We start from the raw sequence: 18,844 nt of genomic DNA, 5'->3' as shown, positions 1-18,844 counted from the left end.
TCAGCGCTCCGCGCTTTGGAAAATGGGCAACCGCCCGAAATTCTGCTTCATCGTCATGTCAATCAATTCAGACGAACGCCGACCCAGTAGGAACCGATCTTTCAGGGAGTGCAACCATGTTGCTGTCCTCTCCTGATATTTTCGACCGATATCACATTACCACGTCTAATCGACCCGCCTGCCCGCTCCCTCAACCAAGTCCACCCAACCCGGCAATCACCAAATCAACCGCGTCAGGTCTTCGCCTTCTCGTCACCGGGAAGAACGTAATCCGTCCCCTCCCAAGGTGAAAGGAAATCGAAGTTGCGGAATTCCTGCCGAAGTTCGACCGGTTCGTAGACGACGCGCTTGACGCTGTCGTCGTAACGAACCTCGACGAAGCCGGTCGTCGGGAAGTCCTTGCGGAGCGGATGCCCCTCGAAACCGTAATCGGTGAGAATCCGGCGAAGATCCGGGTGACCGGTAAACAGGATGCCGTAGAGATCCCAGGCCTCACGTTCGAACCAGTCGGCGCCCGGGTAGACCGAGAATGCCGAAGGAACCGGTTCGTCCTCGCCCGTTGCAACCTTGATCCGGATACGCAGGTTCCGGTGCGGCGACAGCAGGTGATAGACCACATCAAAACGCTTCGCACGGGCCGGATAATCGACGCCGCAGATATCGATGAAGCTGATGAAACGGCATTTCGGATCATCGCGGAGGAAGGTCAGAAGCTCGATGATGTTGTCGCTGGTGGCGATCAGGTTCAGTTCGCCATAGGACATCACCGCGTCTTCGACCAGCGTCGAGCGCGATTCGCGAATGTAGGTCGAAAGCTCGCTCAGGGTCTCGGTCATCATATCCTCCTCAAGCCCTCAACGCTCGATCGTTCCGGTGCGCCGGATCTTCTTCTGCAGCAGGAGCACGCCGTAAAGCAGCGCCTCTGCCGTGGGGGGACAGCCCGGCACGTAGATGTCGATCGGCACGATGCGGTCGCAACCGCGAACGACGGAGTAGGAATAGTGATAATACCCACCGCCGTTTGCACATGATCCCATCGAGATGACGTAACGTGGCTCCGGCATCTGGTCATAGACCTTGCGAAGCGCAGGCGCCATCTTGTTGGTCAGCGTTCCCGCCACGATCATCACGTCCGACTGGCGCGGCGAAGCGCGTGGCGCAAAGCCGAAACGCTCGACGTCATAACGCGGCATGGAAAGCTGCATCATTTCGACGGCGCAGCAGGCCAGACCGAACGTCATCCACATCAGCGAGCCGGTACGGGCCCAGTTGATCAGTTCGTCGGTCGACGTGACAAGAAAGCCCTTGTCGGCGAGCTCATTGTTGATCTCGCCAAAGAACGCGTCGTCGCTGCCAATCGGCTTGCCGGTATTCGGGTCGATAATACCCTTGGACTTCGGCGCGACGAGAGTTGTGCCGCTATCGACTACTCCCATTCCAGCGCTCCTTTTTTCCATTCGTAGATAAAGCCGATCGTGAGGACACCCAGGAACACCATCATGGACCAGAAGCCGAACCAGCCGATTTCACCGAAGGACACAGCCCAAGGGAACAGGAAGGCAACTTCGAGGTCAAAAATGATGAACAGAATCGACACGAGATAGAAGCGGATGTCGAACTTCATGCGGGCATCGTCGAAGGCATTGAAGCCGCATTCGTAGGCGGAAAGCTTTTCCGAATCAGGCGCCTTGTAGGCAACGGCGAAAGGCGCGATGAGAAGCGCCAGACCGATCACCAAGGATATACCGATGAAGATCGCGATCGGGACGTAGGAAGTGAGGAGTTCACTCATGATATTCGATCCCTGCTTGCCTTTAGCGCCGGGCGACGCTCGAACATGAATTCGACAAGCGTACGTGCATTGCAACAAGGCGTGACTAGCGCAGCGTGAGGAAAGGCGCAAGCCCTTTGAGTCCCCCTCACCTACCAATAATACTCCACTGGAAAACACCAGTTCGTTCGCCAACAAATCAGTACCCGACATGTTCCCGGCCAAGGGTCTGCCGACGGTCTTCTAACGATCGAGTTTCATTCAGGAGTAGCGATTCGAGAGGCGTGGCGGAGGGACGTTGCAACTCTCAGCGCGACAGGTGGGTTCGACGACCCGATCATTCCCCATCCCGGTGAGGATAGAGACGCTTGATCAGTTGGGAGGAAAGAAAGTAAATGGCGCGAGTGACGGGGCTCGAACCCGCGACCTCCGGCGTGACAGGCCGGCACTCTAACCAACTGAGCTACACCCGCGCATATNCAGGCCGGCACTCTAACCAACTGAGCTACACCCGCACATTTCTTCAGAAACTTTCGTCTCTCACCAGGCAGCCTCGACTGCTCGGTTGGCCGCTTCCTAAGAGGTTCGACGGGAGGTGTCAAGCAAGTTTGAAGACAAAATAATGACGCCACTCACTTTCCCACATCGAGGCCCGTGGTTTGTCGTTAAGAACCCTTATCTGCCACGGATTTTGTCGAAAATTCAAAAAAATGTCGTCAAAGCTCTTGCGGTTTTCGCGCGATCCGCATAGATCACGGCCACCGAAGCGGCAGACGAAACGGTCTGCAGTTTAGGGGCGATTAGCTCAGTTGGTAGAGCGCCTCGTTTACACCGAGGATGTCGGCGGTTCGAGTCCGTCATCGCCCACCATTCTTCGGCCTTCCCTACCAGATAATTTCCGTAGAATGCTCTCTCGCTGATAATGGCACATGTTTGCCCATCACTGCCTTTTGGACGATTGCGTTGACCCGAAGTAGTCGGCGGCTCTAAGCGGCTCATCCGCTCCGACAGAATACTGCGCGACATCAACGCCAGGTTCCAACCGATTCGTTATCCAGTCTCAATCATTCGATCACGGGCAAATGACGTTGGCGAGCTACACAATTGTGGTTTGCATCGCTGAGGGGCTACGTTGCAAAAGACTGTCGGCCTGCACGACTATACGCGTTGTAGCATTTGGACGGCCGGCGAACACTCTCCGGTCTCCTGTTTTGTAACCCTGTCCGGCAGCACTTCAACCGTCACTGGCGCAGAGGCGAGCGGCATGCCATTGTCCCGCCATGAAAGCTGCCGCTGTCGCCTTTATTCTGCTCTCCTGCTGCGCCGTCTTCGTCGGCGGCATAGAGCTGCTCAAATATCGCCAAGGGGTCAAGCAACTCGCGGCGACCTACGCGCAGAGGCAGCCTTAGCGACAGCGCAGAAGCTCTCGTGCACTCGAAGCGCTTACCCGTTCAATCAAAGATGCTGAGTCGTTTGCTGATGTTCAGGTTCGGCATCACGCCGTAAGCCTGGCCCGTCCTGTAGGTGGTCTGCAGACAATAGTATGCGAAAATCCACAGGAAAAGGCTTGCCATAATCGAGATGGCAACGATCTGTATCCGCATTTATTTCCCTCCCCCAGCTCCTCCCCTCGATAGTGTTTCAAAATAAAACAACTGTCTATAGCAGCACGAGGACTTGGTGCAGTGCAGCATTATATTTTGCGGAGCGCCGGTTTATACTTTCTCATACTGCAGCGGAGGTGCAGCAGCATAGGGATCGTTGAACGGTTTGCAACGAGATCCGAAAGGGCTTGTTAAACGTCCATTAGGGGCACATTTCCCATTGTGTCCTCACGTTCTCTCTCATTCTCGAAACGAACTGTATCATGCGCAAGGTCATCGGGTGGCTCACCCAGAAACGTTCCAGCCAGGGGAGCGTCCCGCGTCCCCGTCGGCGTATCGACCTTGGCGTAGACGCGCCGACCTATCCGATCTACGCGATCGGCGACGTGCATGGCTGCCTGGAGCTCCTCAAGGAAGCCGAGGCGAAGATCGCCCGGGACATCGAAGAAACGCGCCGTGCGGGCGTGGTGGTTCTTCTTGGCGATTATGTGGACCGCGGCCCGGCATCCTCGGGTGTTCTCGACTATCTGATCAAGCCGAGCGAATACGGTCTGCGCCGAATGCCGCTATGCGGAAACCATGACGATGTGTTCCGCCTCTTCCTCGATGATCCGGAGACGCATGGCGAATGGCTGAGCCTCGGCGGAGAGCAGACGCTGGCGTCCTACGGGCTCGACGTGCATGACCAGAACTTTCGCCAGCGCAGCCGCAATGGCACGCTGAAGCAGCTGCTGGCTGAAGTCGTGCCCGACGCGCATCGCCAGTTCCTCACCGATTTGCCGATCAGCATGAAGGTCGGACAACTCCTGTTCGTCCACGCCGGCATTCGGCCGGGTGTCGCGTTGAAAGACCAGGAGGAGGCCGACCTGATGTGGATCCGCGATCCATTCCTTGCAAAAGGACCAAACCTGCCATGTACCTTCGTGATCCACGGCCACACGCCGCAGACTGAGCCCTCGCTCGGACCGAACAGAATCGGCATCGATACCGGGGCATTCTATTCGGGCAAGCTGACAATCTTGAGGATTGCGGGCGAAGAGACGCGGTTTATCTAGCGACGTCTGGAAAACCAGGCCGCCACAAACGGCTTTACCAGCGGACCGAACAGGCCAAGGCCAGTGATGGAAAAGCCGAAATAGACTTTCTTCGACCGCCGATCGATGCCGCGAACGATCTTTTCGGCAACGGCATTCGCCTTCCACGGCGGCGCGGCACCCATCAGAGCCCGTGCCTGCGCCGGGCGTTTGGCGAGTTCCCTCTCGAACTGCGGCGTTTCGGTATCCGGCGGGAAGCACAGCGCTATGGTGACGCCATATCCAACCGACTCAGCCTGGAGGGCCTCGGCGAAACCCGTGAGCGCCGACTTGGAGGCACAATAAGCTGTGTAGCCGGGTATGCCGATCAGTGCCGCACCCGAGGACACGATCATGATTGCGCCCTGCCCGCGGCTTTTCATGCCCGCGTAGACTGCGCGTACGGCATTCGCCGTACCGAGCAGGTTGACGTCTATCTGGCGGGAAAAGTCGCCCTGCGATTGCTGGTCGAAAAATGCCGGCTCTACCATCCCGGCCGAGGCTACAAGAACGTCGCACGGTCCGAATGCGGCCTCGCAGGCATCAACAGCACGCGAGATCTCGCTATCGTTTGCGACATCCGCGTTTTCGCATCTGATGTCAGCCTTGCCGGTACTGCGGAGGTCGACGACAGCGCTTTCAAGCATTGCCGCCGTGCGCGCGATGATCGATACGCGCGCACCCCGGCATGCGTAGATCCGCGCCACTTCCAGTCCGATGCCGCTCGATCCACCTGTTACGATCACGTGCATCGTCGTCGCCACAGCCTCAGGTGTTGTCAGGCGACTGGAGAAGCGGCGCAAGCTGCATCAGTTTTTCCGGGCTGAGAGAGGCAAGACCGAAATTCCTGTCCTGCAGGTCCTTCAGGCGTCTTGCTGTCGATTCCACCGCATGGCGAATCTGCTCTTCCGTATGGTCGCTGGTGATAAAGAATCGCAACCGGGCCATGCCTTCCGGGACGGCGGGATGAATGATCGGCAAAGCGTTGACGCCATCTTCCAGCAATTCGTTCGACAGCTGGATGGAGCGAAGCGAATCACCGACGAGGATCGGCACGACGGAGAAGCCGAGGCTCAATCCTGTGTCGAGACCGGCTTCCCGGGCGAGCTTCAAAAACAGCGAACCGTTCCGGTGCAACTGCTCGGCCCGATCCGGTTCCTCGCGCAGAATATCGAGGGCCGTGGCTGCAGCCGTTGCCAGAACAGGCGCAAGCCCGACGCTGTAGACGAAACCGCCCGCTTCTGCCTTGAGGATGTCAGCCAGCGCCCGGCTACCGGCGATATATCCGCCGCAGCTCGATGTCGTCTTTGACAGGGTGCCCATCCAGATATCGACGCTCTTCGGGTCGATATCAAAATGTTCAAACGAGCCGCGACCGGTCTTGCCGAGAACGCCGAGCGAATGGGCCTCGTCGACCATCAGCCAGAAGCCGTACCGATTGCGCAGCTCGATCAGGCGCGGCAGGTCGGCGATGTCGCCATCCATCGAATAGACGCCCTCGACAATCACGAGCACGCGCCGGAAATCGCCGGCGAGCGTGTTGAGCACCGTCTCGAGATTATCGACGTCATTGTGCTTGAACAGGCGCCGCGTGGCGCCGGAAAGCTTGATGCCGGCCAGCGCGCTGTTGTGGATGAATTCGTCGTGGATGACGAGGTCCTTGGGGCCGACGACACAGCTGATTGCCGCAACGTTGGTAAGGTAGCCGCTGACGAAACAGACTGCAGCATCAACGCCGTAGACGCTGGCAAGCTTTTCTTCGAGTTCCGCATGCACCGGGCGCTCGCCTGCGACCAGACGGCTGGCGGAGGCGGAAATGCCGAAACGATCGATCGCAGCCTTGGCGGCTTCGGTCACCCTCGGGTCCGTGTTGGTACCGAGATAGTCGTAGGAAGCAAAATTCGCATAGACTTCCCCGTCCATGGTCGTCGTCGCGCCGGCGGCTTCGTCGTGCGAGCGATAGAACGGGTTGTCGACGCCGATGATTTCGCTCGCCTTGCGCTGCACCATGACCCGTTGATATTCGGGCAAGGCGTCAAAACCGACCGGAGGGCGGGCCGGCTGCTGCGGCTGAGCATTGAGCCGCGTCGTGCGATTGCGCCCGACGTTTTCATTCGCCTTGCGCATCTGGTCGATAAAATTGCCCTTCCCTCCAAGGCTCAGCTTGGAGGGCCGGGTTTCATCCGAACTGCTGTCTGTCACTGCGTTGCGGCTTTCTGCTGCGTCGAATGGCTCTTGACCAGCCGGTCGATCACTTCGTTCTGGACGGTGTCGTCCTCGCCGTTGCGCTTGGCGACACGCTCTCTCAGACGGCTTACCACGTCGCTGACGGACGTGTCTTCCCCTACTCCGCTCAGCGGAATATCAAAGCCCGTCTTCTGCTGGAAGCTCATACCGAGCTCCATCGCCATCAGACTGTCGAGACCGATATCCTTCAAGACCTTTTCCGGCGTGATACTGTCTTCCGTGACACGCAGGATCGTGGCGATTTCAGACGCGACGAGGTTGTGAAGAAGCTGCTGCGCTTCATCCGCCGACTTGCCACGGATCAGATCCTCAAGATCGATCCGGTCGCCATCGGAGGCCGATTGCTGATTGCCAGCCGAACGGATCGCCGTCTCGAAGATCGAGGCGTTGGAAATCGGCAGCATCCGCACTGCCTGCCAGTCGACTTCGGCAATCATCACGGCTGCCGCATCAGTGGTGCCGGTGTCTGACGCCATGTAGCGTTCGACCTGCTCCAGCGCATCGCGCGCCTTCATCGCCGTCTTGCCGATTCGCTTGGACAGGATTTCGTTGACCTCGGCATTGCGTGCAAGGAAACCGGTATCGGCAATGGCGCCAAAGCCGACGGCGAGACCCGGCTTGCCGGCCGCGCGGCGTGCACGGGCAAGACCTTCGAGATAGCCGTTGGCAATGACGTAGTTTGCCTGGCCCGGGTTGCCGAGCATGGTCGTGGCCGAGGAGAAGACGAGGAAGAGATCGAGATCGTCGCCCGCCGTCAGCTTGTCGAGGAGAGCCGCACCGCGAACCTTGACCTCGACAACCGGTCGGTTGCGCTCGGGCGTCAGGTTGGACAGAAGCGCGTCGTCGAGCACCATGGCCGCGTGAACGATGCCCTTGATCGGAGCCTGCTTGCGCAGGCTGTCGAGGAGTCCGGAAAGAGCCGGCTCGCTGGTGATATCGCAGGCATGGACAGATGCTTTGACGCCCTTCGCCTTCCATTTGGCGATCGCCGCCTCGGTTTCAGTGTCGGCGACACCCTTGCGCGAGCAAAGTGCAATCTGCTTGGCACCGCGTGCGGCAAGCCAGTCTGCCGCAACGAGGCCGAAGCCGCCAATGCCGCCGGCAACCAAATAGATGCCATCCGGATCGAAGGCGACCGGCTTTTCGTTTGAAATCACCACCTTGTCCTTGCCGGCAACCGGAGGACGGATGACGATCTTGCCGATCTGGCCGGCATTCTGCATCAGACGGAAGGCACTGCCGATCTCGTCATAGCCGAAGGCGCGATAGGGCAGCGGAGACAGGTCGCCCCGTTCGAACAGGACACCGATCTCGGTAAAGATCTTCTTCGTGATCGCCGGCAGCTTCACCAGCAACTGGTCGGCGTCGATGCCGAAGTAGCTGATGTTGCGACGGAACGGACGAAGGCCGATCTTGCGGTCGGAATAGTAGTCGCGCTTGCCGAGTTCGAGGAAGCGACCGAATGGCTTCACCAGTTCCAGGCTGCGTTCCATCGCTTCCGAGAACAGCGAGTTGAGCACCAGGTCGACACCTTCGCCGCCAGTGACGCCGCGCACGCGGGCCACGAAATCCAGCGAGCGGCTGTCGAACACATGGTCTGCACCAAGCGCTTCCAGGAAGCGGCGTTTTTCCACCGTACCGGCCGTCGCGATGACAACTGCACCCTTCAGCTTGGCGATCTGCAAGGCTGCAAGACCCACACCACCGGCCGCCCCATGGATGAGGATGGTTTCACCAGGTTCGATATGGCCGAGCTGGACCATGGCGTAATAGGCCGTGAGGAATGCCACCGGAACGGTTGCAGCAGCCTCAAAGTCGAGGCGGGCCGGGAACTTCGTAACGCCGTCGCGTCGAACCTTGACGTGGGTGGAGAAGGCGGCCGGGCCGATGCCCATGACACGGTCTCCGGCAACGAGATCCGTCACCGACGCACCGACCGAGATGACGCGGCCGGACATTTCCATGCCGATGGTTGCGCCGGCAAAGCCGTCTTCGAGCGCTTCTTCCGGAAGCAGGCCCATGGCCCACATGACGTCACGGAAGTTGAGGCCGGCCGCTTCCACGGCGAGAACGATCTCGTCGGCATCCGGCACCGGCTCGGAAGCGCTTTCCCAGATGATGCTGTCGACGCGTCCATTCACGGTTTGCCGGATCGTGGCTGCAGTGAAATCGGTGCTTTCTGTATCCTTCGGCCCGAACGGACCGCTCGATGCGCGGATTTCCGACAGCGAACCATCGCGCAGAATCCACTCACGGTTGGCACTGGCGGATGCAAGGATCTCGCCGACATACAGGCCGAGTTCCGCACTGTCCGTCTCGAGATCGAGAAGGTGCGTGGCGACCGCATCGTATTCGTTCTGAAGAACGCGGGCGAAGGTCCAGAGACCGGCGTTGACGTCATCAGTCGCCTCACCGGCAAGCGGCGAGCCGCCGGGTGCGACGATCACGAGACGGGACTGGTCGCCCGACGCGAGGCTGGCGCTATGGCGGGTGAACGCTTCAACGATACGCTTCAGGTTTTCGAGACGTGCCAGAGCGACATCGGAGGCTTCGCGATCACCCAGACGTTCGGCTAAGAAGATGGCTTGCACGGGTTTGCCATCGAATCCGGCAAGCGACTGCGAAATCGCAGTCTCGTCCGCATCCGCGCTGAGCAGGACGACGGTGTCGCCGTCACCAAACGCTGCAGCACGGGCAACATCTTCAGCGAAGACGAGCGCCGACGGGATCGACGGCAGTGCCTGCAGCTGGTCGGCCGCGGCCGAGGAGGCGCCTGCAACGATCAGCAGCCCTTCGGCCACATCTTTCTCTTCGACAAGCGGGGCGGCAAAGCCGAGACCTGTCAGAAGGTCGGTTACCTGTTCGGTTGTCGCGAGACGCCCGACCGGAAATTCCAGCGACTGACTTGCGGCAAACCAGTCATCCGATAGGCCGAAGGCAAAGTCGTTGAACGCTGACGGTGCACGGTCGACGAACAGGAATGCAGCGCCTCTCGCGGCGGCGCCTCGTACAGCGGAACGAAGGCTATCGTCGGTGACCAGAACCGCCTGGCTTTCAAGTCCGGCGGCAATGATCACATCGATGCCGCGGAGATCGGCCAGCGCCTTCGGCTCGATCACCGAGACATGTGCATGCTGTTCGAAGGCAAGTTCGAGTGTACGGCGAACGCTTTCGCGCGGCTCGACGATCGCGAGCGTCGCCGAGTGATCGACGGCAAGCGACGCAAGCTTGCTGCTGACGGATACGGATGTGGAGCCGAGCTCGACAATGACCCGGGTCCGGCCGCCATTGGCCCGACAGGCTTGCTCGACAAGATGCAGCGCCAGATCGGAGCGCTTGCGCCCAAGTGGCGAGTGAACAAGCACGTGTTCGAGCGTTGCTTCGCTGGTGTGGCGCGCTTCGGAGAAGTCTTCGCCGCTATGGAGGCCGGCAAGCGACAGGTGCTCCAGAGCATCGCGATAGGCATTGTGCAGCAGCACGGCCTCGGCGATACGCCCGGAATCCTCACGGTAGATTTCCTGCAGAAGGTCCGCCACAGGCGGCACGGTAAATTCGGATGGCACGCGCCAGCCGGATTCCTCGGACGAGGCTATCCCCACATCCTCCAGAATAAACAGACAGCTTGACAGAAATGCCCGGAAATTGGCTTCACCAGGGAATTCGGTGACAGAGACAAACCCATCTTGCGACGCGAGCGTGAGCGCGATTTCGTGGCATGCACGGTAGATCATCGCGTCCAGCATCAGCGAAGCAGTGTCCTTGGCTTCTGCATCGGTCGGTGCGGCAAGCAGGCTGTCGGCAAACTGGATCCGAGCAAAATCGCCAGACATCGTCGAGGGAACGACTTCGTAATGGAACGCCACCGAGGCCAGGGTGTGATGACGGCGCAACGAGGTGCGGCGGAACCGGCAGTCGTCGAAAGAGGCGACGATTTCGCCATCTTCCCCGAACATGCGGAAGTTGACCTTGATCGAGAAGCCGCTGAACCGTTCGATCTCAATCACTGCACGGGTAATAGGCTTGGCACGTGCCCCGACCCGAACCGAACCGAACCGAACGGGAATATAGGGAGAGCCGGCATCGCTGCCCGACAACTGATCGAACATTGCAACAAGGCCATGGAAGACGGCATCAACCGAGAAAGGGTTAAGGTTATAGGTGAGATAGGGGTGCGCCGGAGCCTTGGCAGACTTCAGATCGACCTCGACCGTGTTACGACCAAAGACGCGCGCTTCGCGCAGCAGCTGAAAGTGCGGGCCGTATTGGAGGCCGAACCGTTCGGCAGTGCTATAGACGTCCAGCGTGGAGAGCTTTGCGCTCTCGCCTTCGCTGGCACGCCAGATCTGGCGGTCAGATGCATGCTCTACCGGCTTGCGGCAGCGGGCTACTGCATGCACGGTCCAGTCGTCGCTGCTCAGTCGTTCGCGCGAACGGATTTCGATATCACCTGTCTCGGGCGACAGGATCGTCGATAGCTCAAGCAGCCGGTCGGTGCGAAGTTCGAGCGGACGCACGATCTCCATATTGGTCAGTTCGACGTCGTCGGACCCAAAATGCACCTGAGCGGCGGTGATGGCGATCTCGACAAATCCGCTCCCCGGAAGGATCGCACGCGAATCGACGACGTGCTCAGCCAAATCCGGGAAGAGCTGCGCGTCGACATGGTTCTTCCAGTGGGCGCTGTTGGGATCCGTGCGCCATCCGAGCAGCGAGTAGCTGCCGTGGTGTTGGCGGCCGAAGATATCGACCTCATCGGTCGTATTCGCCATCTTCAGCACAGACGGCTCAAGCGGCAAGACCGGAAGGCCGGCAAACGCATCACGCTTGCCGCTTTGACGCGACACGCTCGGTGCGATGCCGTGGGCGATGGCGCGGGCAAACGACTGCGCGACCGGGTCACGTCCCTCGATCGGGGTCTCTCGCTGCAGGGTGCCGATCACGACAGCCGAATGCGACGCATGCTTGGCGATTTCACTGACATAGTTCGACAGAATCGAACGTGGCGAAATCTCGATGAAGAGGTTGCAGCCGAGGTCCAGTGCTGTTTCGGCCGCGGACTTGAAGAGAACCGGATCGCGGACATTCCGCCACCAGTAATCGGCATCCAGGCCGCGGCAGTCGTAGATGCCGCCGGTGACCGTCGAAACATAGGTGCAAGCGCCACTCTTCGGCTCGATCGTCGGCAGGTCCGCGAGAAAAAGATCGCGCGCGCTGTCGATGATCGGGTGATGGAACGGGTAGTTGATGTCGAGAACATGGACGACGGTCTGCGCCTTGCGTGCCGCATCGCGAAACGCCTGGATCTCGTCAGTCGGACCGGAAATCGTGACCGAGTTCGGTGCATTGATGGCGGCGACGCCGATCTCGTTCAGACCATGGGTCTTTGCGAAGGCAAGCGCCGTCTCCTCGTTCATCACAGCGGCAGCCATCTTGCCCTTGCCGGCAAACAGATCCTGCGACTTGGAGCGCTTGGCAACGATCGCAACGGCTTCCGCAGCGGTCAGGGCCTTGGCGCCATAGGCAGCTGCAATTTCGCCCACGGAGTGACCGAACACGACATCCGGGCGGACGCCGAGATTGGCGAGGCAATCCGAGATGGAAGCCTGGATCGCAAACAGCATCGGCTGGGCGATCTTGGTATCGGCAAGCCTAGTGCCGATATCCTCGGCAAACAGGAGATCCGACAGCTTTTCGCCCAGGTGATACTCGAACAGCGCGCTGAAGGACTGGAAGCACTGGCGGAAATGGCGGCTTTCACGATAGGCCTCAACACCCATTCCAGCCCACTGCGCACCATTGCCGGAAAACACGAAAGCTGTCTTGCCGGCATGGGACGGCGCTTCTCCGCGCTCCCCCTGCGAAGCCGTTCCGGCCAAATGCGTTTCGATCGCCCTGAGAACCCTGCCCTCGTCCTTGGCTTCGACGGCGAAGCGATAGCGCATCGGGTCGCGATTGGCGCTGGAGGCGGCGATCATCCGACGTGCCTTGACAGCATCGGAGCGTTCGAGGGCCGAATGGTAGTTTTCCAGAAGCGACTTCAGGGCGGTGGCGCTATGGGCGCTGGCAAAGAAGAACTGGCTGTCGGCCTTGGTGGGCAGCGCCGGCGTGTCGACCGGATCGGGATCGCCGATCACGACGTGGGCGTTGGTGCCGCCGAAGCCGAACGAGTTGATGCCGGCGAGCCGAGCGCCCTTGGCAGGCATCAGCTTCATCGCGGACATGTTGACCCGCACGTTGAGCGAGGCGAAGTCGATATCCTCGTTGGCTTTTTCGATATGAAGCGTCGCGGGCAGGAAATCGTTTTCCAGCGCAATCATCGCCTTGATCAGGCCGAACAGACCAGACACCGGTTCGGTATGACCGATATTCGACTTGATCGAACCGATCGGTAGCGGGGCCGGACGGTTCTGGCCGATTACAGTGCCAATGGCCCAGACTTCCGCCGGGTCGCCCACACGCGTTCCCGTGCCGTGGCCTTCGATAAAGGCGACGCGGTTCACGTCGATGCCGTTACCCTGGTAGATGGAGCGCAGAAGATCGGCCTGCGCCTCACGCGATGGCAGACTGATGCCGTTGGTGCGGCCCGAAGAATTCACGCCTGTTGCGTGGATCTTGGCGTAGCTGCGGTCATTTTCCCGCTTCGCGCGATCGCTGCGACGAAGGACGATCGCCACCCCGCCTTCGGCGCGGACATAGCCATGGCCGTTGGTGTCATAAGCACGGCAAAGCCCTTCGGGCGACAGCATGCGCGCCTGCGCGAAGCCGACGAAGGAGAGCGGGTTGACCAGGATATTGACGCCGCCGACGATTGCGGTGTCGATATCACCGCGCTCGAGCGAGCGCACCGCCTGATCCAGCGCCACCAACGACGACGAGCAGGCGGTGTCGATGGTCATGCTCGGCCCATTGAGGCCGAAGACGTGCGAAATGCGGTTCGAGACGATCGAGAGCGTGTTGCCCGTCATGAAATACGGGCTACCGGATGCCGGATCCTCCGACGACAGCGTACTGTTTTCGAGACTGGACGCGCCGATATAAACGCCGACCTTTTCCTTGGCGAGCGTGCTTGCCGGAAGATTGGCGTCTTCCAGCGCCTGCCAGACCAGTGTCAGAAGTACGCGCTGCTGCGGGTCCATCTGCATGGCCTCGCGCTGCGAAATGCCGAAAACGGCAGGATCGAAGTCATACAGCCTGTCGATAACGCCTGCGGCAAACGTATAGGTCTTTCCAGCGACACCCTGTGCCGGATGCCAGAAACGTGCCAAGTCCCATCGATCTCCAGGGATCTCCGAAACGGTGCAACGGCCGCCGCTCAGGATCGTCTTGAGTTCCTTGACGGAGCTTGCACCCGGCGCCACACAGGCTCTACCAATAATTTCGATCGTCATTGTCACTCTGTTTTCACAGCTAAAATGGCGGATGCGGAATGCCCGCATCGGACAACTTTAACAACATACTTATTAGCGGATGTCACGAGAAAAGCTAATACACATATGGCCCAAGGCGGGTTCAGGGGTTCGCAAAAAGCACAAAGTTATTGCATAAACAAGCCATTACATAACCTGCCTCCTGTTTATACTAGCATGGGTTGGATCGCCAGATACCTTACAGCAACAATCAACCATACAGTGAACAGAAAGCGGCACCACGCCTGCAAATGGAGTTGAGAAGGCGAGACAGCTTACAGCTCCGACCAGCGTAAACTCGTCCGCCAAGCGCTGATGACCGCCGGTCGAATCGAAAATATGGCGAAGCTCTAGATTTGAAGCCTGTTAGTAATGTGGTAAGCGCAGGCATCATCGCAGGCATTCCTCGATCGGAACAAGACTATGCCGCAAGAGGAGAGGCCCGCAATTTCGACCCCTGCCGAACAGCGTCGCCGACGCGGCGGCCGGTTGTTCGTTCTTGCGGTATTCCTTCTCGTTGTCTTCAGCGGGCTTGCGGCGACCGTCCTTTTCGTCAACGAAGGGCGCAACTATAAGCGTCTGGTGCGCCAGTTCGGCCTGCAAACCTATCTGCTTCCTCCTCCTCCCGCACCGGCTGTTCGCATCGGGCGCCAGCGACGGCTTGCGGCGAGTAGCAAGCAGCTGCCCAGACTGGTCCGGCCGCTGGCGCACGACACGTCGCGTCTCATCCCACCCGTTACGACATCAACCGAGGAACGCTGCCAGGCACTGGCGGGCATAGGCAGCGAACCGCCGAACTTCTTGGCGGGCGCCAATGTCTGGGAGTGCACGTTCTTCCTGCCGCTGGGCCCGGGTGAAGATCCCGCGTCTCTGTTCATCCAGGCGAAAGGGGTTGGAGAGGATGACCTGCGCACCTTCCGGATCAAGCTCAGTTTCACGGATGAGCGCCACGACGGTGCGCTGTTGCAGACTGCACTGACCACGCTCGACGGTTACGGCCTGTCGCTGACACCGCAGAGCCGGTCATATCTCGAGGCAAGGCTTTCCGCCCGCAAGGCGTTTAAATCCGATCTCGAAAACTACCGCGCCACCTTTGTCCCCGAAATGATGGACCAGAGACGGTTCAACCTGCTCCTCGTTGCCCATCCCGTTACCACGGCATGCCCGGTACCGACGCCGGAACCTGCCAGGGCGTCACAGCGAGCGATCGTCAGCACGCGGATCGGCTGCCTGACGCTCCCAGTGGGGCAAGTTTTTTCGCCGCAAGGCTAGCCACGCTACGCAACCGTCAGATTGCGTTAAAGCCTGATCAAGTCCAGCCGCTCTCCGAGTTCGCGCTGCGCCGTTTCCACCAGGCTCAGCTGGTGGGTGAACAGCACCGTCTGGAACTTGTCGCCGGCAGCAGCCAGTGTGCGGATGCCAGCGGCGGTGCGTTCGTCGTCGAATGTCTGGAAGATGTCGTCGAGGATCAGCGGTGCCGGTTCGTTGCGGCTGCAGTAATCCTCGAGGAACGCCAGACGCAGTGCCAGATAGAGCTGGTCGCCGGTCCCTTCGCTGAGGCCCGATAGCGGAACCTGCTCACCGGTGTTTCGCTCGACGGCAAGCTGGAGCTCGTCCTTCTCGTCATAGAGCTGCACCAGCTTCGCAAACCGTTCGCCGGTGAGATCAGCAAAAACCTTTCCCGCCCGCTGCATGACAGGATCGGCCTGTTGCTCGCGATAGGTTTCCATCGACGACGACAGGAGGCTGGCGGCAAGCTTCAGGACCACCCACCGACGCGCAAGGTCCCTCGCCTCGGTTTCGGCCGCATGCTTCTGGAACACAGCGCGCTCGGCGCCGATGCCGCTTTCCAGTTCGCGGCGGCGGCGGGCATTGTCTGCCTCAGCGGTCCGCAGGGAAGAAATCCGGTCGATCTGCCTGCTATCGGCGCTTTCCAGCTGCTCGATCTCAAGACCTGCGGTCACCTTGTCGAAATCTACCAGCGCTGAGCGCACTGCCGCTTCGTCGTCACCATCGGCGTGTTCGTTGAAGCGGGAGCGGCACTGCAGCAGCTGTCCGTTCAGCCGGCTTCGCTGGCGCAGTTCCTCCAGAACCTGTTCGAGGTCGGCGACGTCTCGCGAGGCGGAAGTGGCAAGGGAAGCCAGCTCGTCCTGCAGGTTTTTTTCGCGAGTGGCATAGCGCTCCAGGGCGAGCGTCGCGCGTTCGAGGTCAGCCGACATCGCGGCCTTGTGCTTGGCGGCGGCATTGGCATCCATCGCCCGATCGTTAAGGAGACCGGCCGCGACATCTGCCGGCACCGAGATCAGGTCTGGCGCGACCTTGGTGCAGAGGCTGCGGATCTCTTCGTCGAAGGTTTCCATGTCGCGCTGCATGCCGCGCACCCGGCGCCTGCGGTTCTCGCGCTCGGCCAGAAGATCCGGCACGCTGCGCCAGACATCGAGCGCTGCGGCTGCCATTTCGACCGTCGCCTCATCCGGCAGGCCGGCCATGGTCGCAGTGTTGGAGAATGCGGCTCGCCACGTGTCGACTTCACGGCGCAGAACGGTCTCGCGCTCTTCGAGACGTTGCAGCGCATCGACGGCGGAATGGCGCTTGCCCTCCAGCGAGCGGCTTTCCGTCCAGCGTTCCGCGATCTCCGCCAGTCTGCGATCGAGAGCGCGCGCCAGGGCCGCCGGCGGCAAGGCGGTTGCGGCAAGACCAATCGCGTCGGCAAGGCCGACCAGCACCGGCTTCAACCGCTCTTCCTTCAGCCGCGCGGTCTGCAGCGCGTCACGTGCATCCTTTAGCGCATCGACCTGATGCGACAGGGCTTCGACGCCGCGGCGCCATTCGAGCATGCGTTCGGGCGACAGCGGGGAGACGGGCACCGAGCGGAACAGGTCCTCGAATTCGGTGATCGCATCCGACAGCGCGATATCGCTTTCGCGCGCTTCGGCGCGGGCGTTTGTCAACTGATGCTCGATCTCGTGCTGACGCAAGCTGAGTTGTGCGTGCCGGGACACGCGCTCGGCGTCGGTCAGGGCGGCGTCGGCCAGTTCGTCGGCATTCTGAACGGCCTTGTGCACATCGGCGAGCTTATCCGCTGATGGCTTTGCTCCGAATGCGGCAAGACCCGCATCGCGCAGCTGGCGGGCTTCCATGATGTCAGCACGCGAAACGATGCGGCCCTGCCCTTCCAGCGCCGCCATCTGATCGGCCACGGTCTTGGCGTCGGCCTTCACCGTCGTCAGCGTCTGGGTGATCCTCGCATGCACCGCGCGTGCGTCGTCGATCAGCTTGCGGTGGCTGCTGAGCGCTGCGAGATCCGGCAGCGGGCTTGCAAGCAGGGCGTCGATGTCCTTGACCGGCGGATCGAGCCTTGCAACGGCGGCGGCGAGATCGCTTTCTGCCCGTGTGGCGCGGACCTGCAGGTTTTCGATCCCGGAAAGATCGCTGAGTTCGGGGCGCAGCGCCGTGAGCTGCTCGGCCCATGGTTTCGGATCGATCAGTCGGCTGTCCGGATTGGCCTCATCCAGACGCCGCAGCGCCTCGCGCTCTTCTTCCAGACGGAGATGCAGCTGTTTGAGGCTGCGGTCGAGTTCGCTGCCTTCGTCGAGCAGTGTTTTCAGCCGCACCAGATCGGCATCGGCAGGCTGGTGGCGTTCCAGGTCGTCGGTCCTGACGAGACCCAACCTGCGCCCCAGCTGCACCAGCCGGGTGTCGAAATCCTCGACCTCGCCGCGAACCCTTGCGATATCCTCGCGCGCTTTCAGATAGACGCCCTTGTCCGCGTGGCGGGCGAGGATGCTTCCTGCAGCGGCGATCAGCGCGTCGTCGACATGGAGAGCCGCGATCTCATCGCCGAGGCGCGAGACTTCGGTTTCCGCCCCCCGATGAGCGTCGTCATTGCGCCGCGCCTCGTCCAGAGCCCGCGCCAACGCATCCTCGAAGCCCGCCGGCAGAGAGCCCAGCGACTGATACTGCGCCAGCTGGTCCTGCTCGCGATCGATTTCGCGCAGCACCGGCTCCAGCCGCATCAGCTTTCGCAGCCGTTCCAGCGTCTGCTTGGTGGTTTCGCGTTCGGTCTTGATGGTGGCGAGTTCCGCTTCCAGCTCGGCCTGTTCGGCGAGCAGCTTCTTCCAGTCACCGGACTTCAACTCGTTGTCGCGCTCTGCCTTGCGCGCCTCGTCATGGCTATCGAGGACCTGGTAGAACAACCGGTCCTTGGAGCGGCGCGACGCGTAGATGGTGTCGGCCTCGCTATCGAAGCTTTTGCGCAGGTCGGAGAGGCCGGTAAGGCCCGAGGCTGCGGAAAACAGCAGACTGCCGATCTCGCCGCCGCTTTTCAGCATGCTCTGGCCGCCGGCACGCAGCGACGCCGAATCAAGACCGAAGGCGCGTTGAAACACGTCGCGGTTCAGCGTGCCGAGAAAGGGTGCCAGCGCATCCTCGGGCAGCGCCTCTTCCGCTTCGCTTGCCGCGAGCAGTGTGTTCTTGCGGCCGCGACGACGGCGAAAGCCGAGCCTATTGCCATCGCGCGTCTCGATCTCGGCGCCAACCCTAAGGGCAGTCGCATCGTGGCGAAAACTGTATTCGGCAGCCGTCGGAAAGCCGAACAGCAGATCCGAGATTGCCGACAGTGCCGAAGACTTTCCGGCTTCGTTCGGACCATAGATGACATGCAGCTGCGCATCCGGGCGAAACGAAAGCGCGCGGTCGGTAAGCGCGCCGTAGCGCAGGATGTCGAGACGGGTGAAACGCATG

General features: G+C 60.7%; 9 protein-coding genes and 2 tRNA genes. 3 read left to right on the top strand and 8 right to left on the bottom strand.

Features of this window, described 5'->3' with window-relative positions:
- Positions 1 to 233: 233 nt before the first annotated feature.
- The 4 genes from IFT66_RS03105 to IFT66_RS03090 form a co-directional block, all read right to left on the bottom strand.
- The gene (locus IFT66_RS03105) at positions 234 to 836 is read right to left on the bottom strand and encodes an NADH-quinone oxidoreductase subunit C (RefSeq protein WP_062580253.1); all 603 of its coding nucleotides are present in this window, start codon (positions 834 to 836) and stop codon (positions 234 to 236) included.
- Positions 837 to 854: 18 nt separating this feature from the next.
- On the bottom strand, positions 855 to 1,436 hold the full coding sequence (locus IFT66_RS03100) for a NuoB/complex I 20 kDa subunit family protein (RefSeq protein ID WP_062453236.1): 582 nt from the start codon (positions 1,434 to 1,436) through the stop codon (positions 855 to 857).
- Positions 1,427 to 1,792 (bottom strand): NADH-quinone oxidoreductase subunit A, encoded by a 366-nt coding sequence (locus tag IFT66_RS03095; protein WP_062453237.1) that lies wholly within the window; start codon positions 1,790 to 1,792, stop codon positions 1,427 to 1,429. The genes IFT66_RS03100 and IFT66_RS03095 overlap by 10 nt, the downstream gene beginning before the upstream one ends.
- Positions 1,793 to 2,167: 375 nt before the next feature.
- A tRNA-Asp gene (locus tag IFT66_RS03090) sits at positions 2,168 to 2,244 on the bottom strand.
- A 321-nt stretch (positions 2,245 to 2,565) separates the two neighbouring features.
- On the opposite strand from IFT66_RS03090, the gene IFT66_RS03085 reads away from it, so the two are divergent.
- A tRNA-Val gene (locus IFT66_RS03085) sits at positions 2,566 to 2,641 on the top strand.
- A gap of 997 nt (positions 2,642 to 3,638) precedes the next feature.
- Complete coding sequence (locus IFT66_RS03080) at positions 3,639 to 4,430, top strand: metallophosphoesterase family protein (protein WP_192076759.1); 792 nt, start codon at positions 3,639 to 3,641, stop codon at positions 4,428 to 4,430.
- Here the strand turns inward: IFT66_RS03080 and IFT66_RS03075 are convergent.
- The 3 genes from IFT66_RS03075 to IFT66_RS03065 are packed head-to-tail and all read right to left on the bottom strand — an operon-like array spanning position 4,427 to position 14,083.
- Positions 4,427 to 5,200: an SDR family oxidoreductase gene (locus IFT66_RS03075; RefSeq protein WP_192076758.1), complete on the bottom strand. Its 774-nt coding sequence runs from the start codon at positions 5,198 to 5,200 to the stop codon at positions 4,427 to 4,429. The genes IFT66_RS03080 and IFT66_RS03075 overlap by 4 nt on opposite strands.
- Before the next feature lie 16 nt (positions 5,201 to 5,216).
- The gene (locus tag IFT66_RS03070; RefSeq protein WP_062453239.1) at positions 5,217 to 6,650 is read right to left on the bottom strand and encodes an aminotransferase class I/II-fold pyridoxal phosphate-dependent enzyme; all 1,434 of its coding nucleotides are present in this window, start codon (positions 6,648 to 6,650) and stop codon (positions 5,217 to 5,219) included.
- The gene (locus IFT66_RS03065) at positions 6,647 to 14,083 is read right to left on the bottom strand and encodes a type I polyketide synthase (RefSeq protein WP_192076757.1); all 7,437 of its coding nucleotides are present in this window, start codon (positions 14,081 to 14,083) and stop codon (positions 6,647 to 6,649) included. Before IFT66_RS03065 ends, IFT66_RS03070 begins: the two co-directional genes overlap by 4 nt.
- Positions 14,084 to 14,524: 441 nt before the next feature.
- Between IFT66_RS03065 and IFT66_RS03060 the strand changes: the two genes are divergently transcribed.
- Positions 14,525 to 15,373, top strand: coding sequence for a DUF6030 family protein (locus IFT66_RS03060; protein WP_192076756.1), 849 nt, complete (start codon positions 14,525 to 14,527; stop codon positions 15,371 to 15,373).
- Positions 15,374 to 15,399: 26 nt separating this feature from the next.
- On the opposite strand, the gene IFT66_RS03055 is transcribed toward IFT66_RS03060, so the two are convergent.
- Positions 15,400 to 18,843: an ATP-binding protein gene (locus tag IFT66_RS03055; protein ID WP_192076755.1), complete on the bottom strand. Its 3,444-nt coding sequence runs from the start codon at positions 18,841 to 18,843 to the stop codon at positions 15,400 to 15,402.
- Between the last annotated feature and the right edge of the window lies 1 nt (position 18,844).

The organism is Rhizobium sp. CFBP 13726, from assembly GCF_014841925.1.
In the GTDB taxonomy this organism is placed as follows: Bacteria; Pseudomonadota; Alphaproteobacteria; order Rhizobiales; family Rhizobiaceae; genus Neorhizobium; species Neorhizobium soli.
This window is presented reverse-complemented; position numbering and strand designations above follow the sequence as displayed.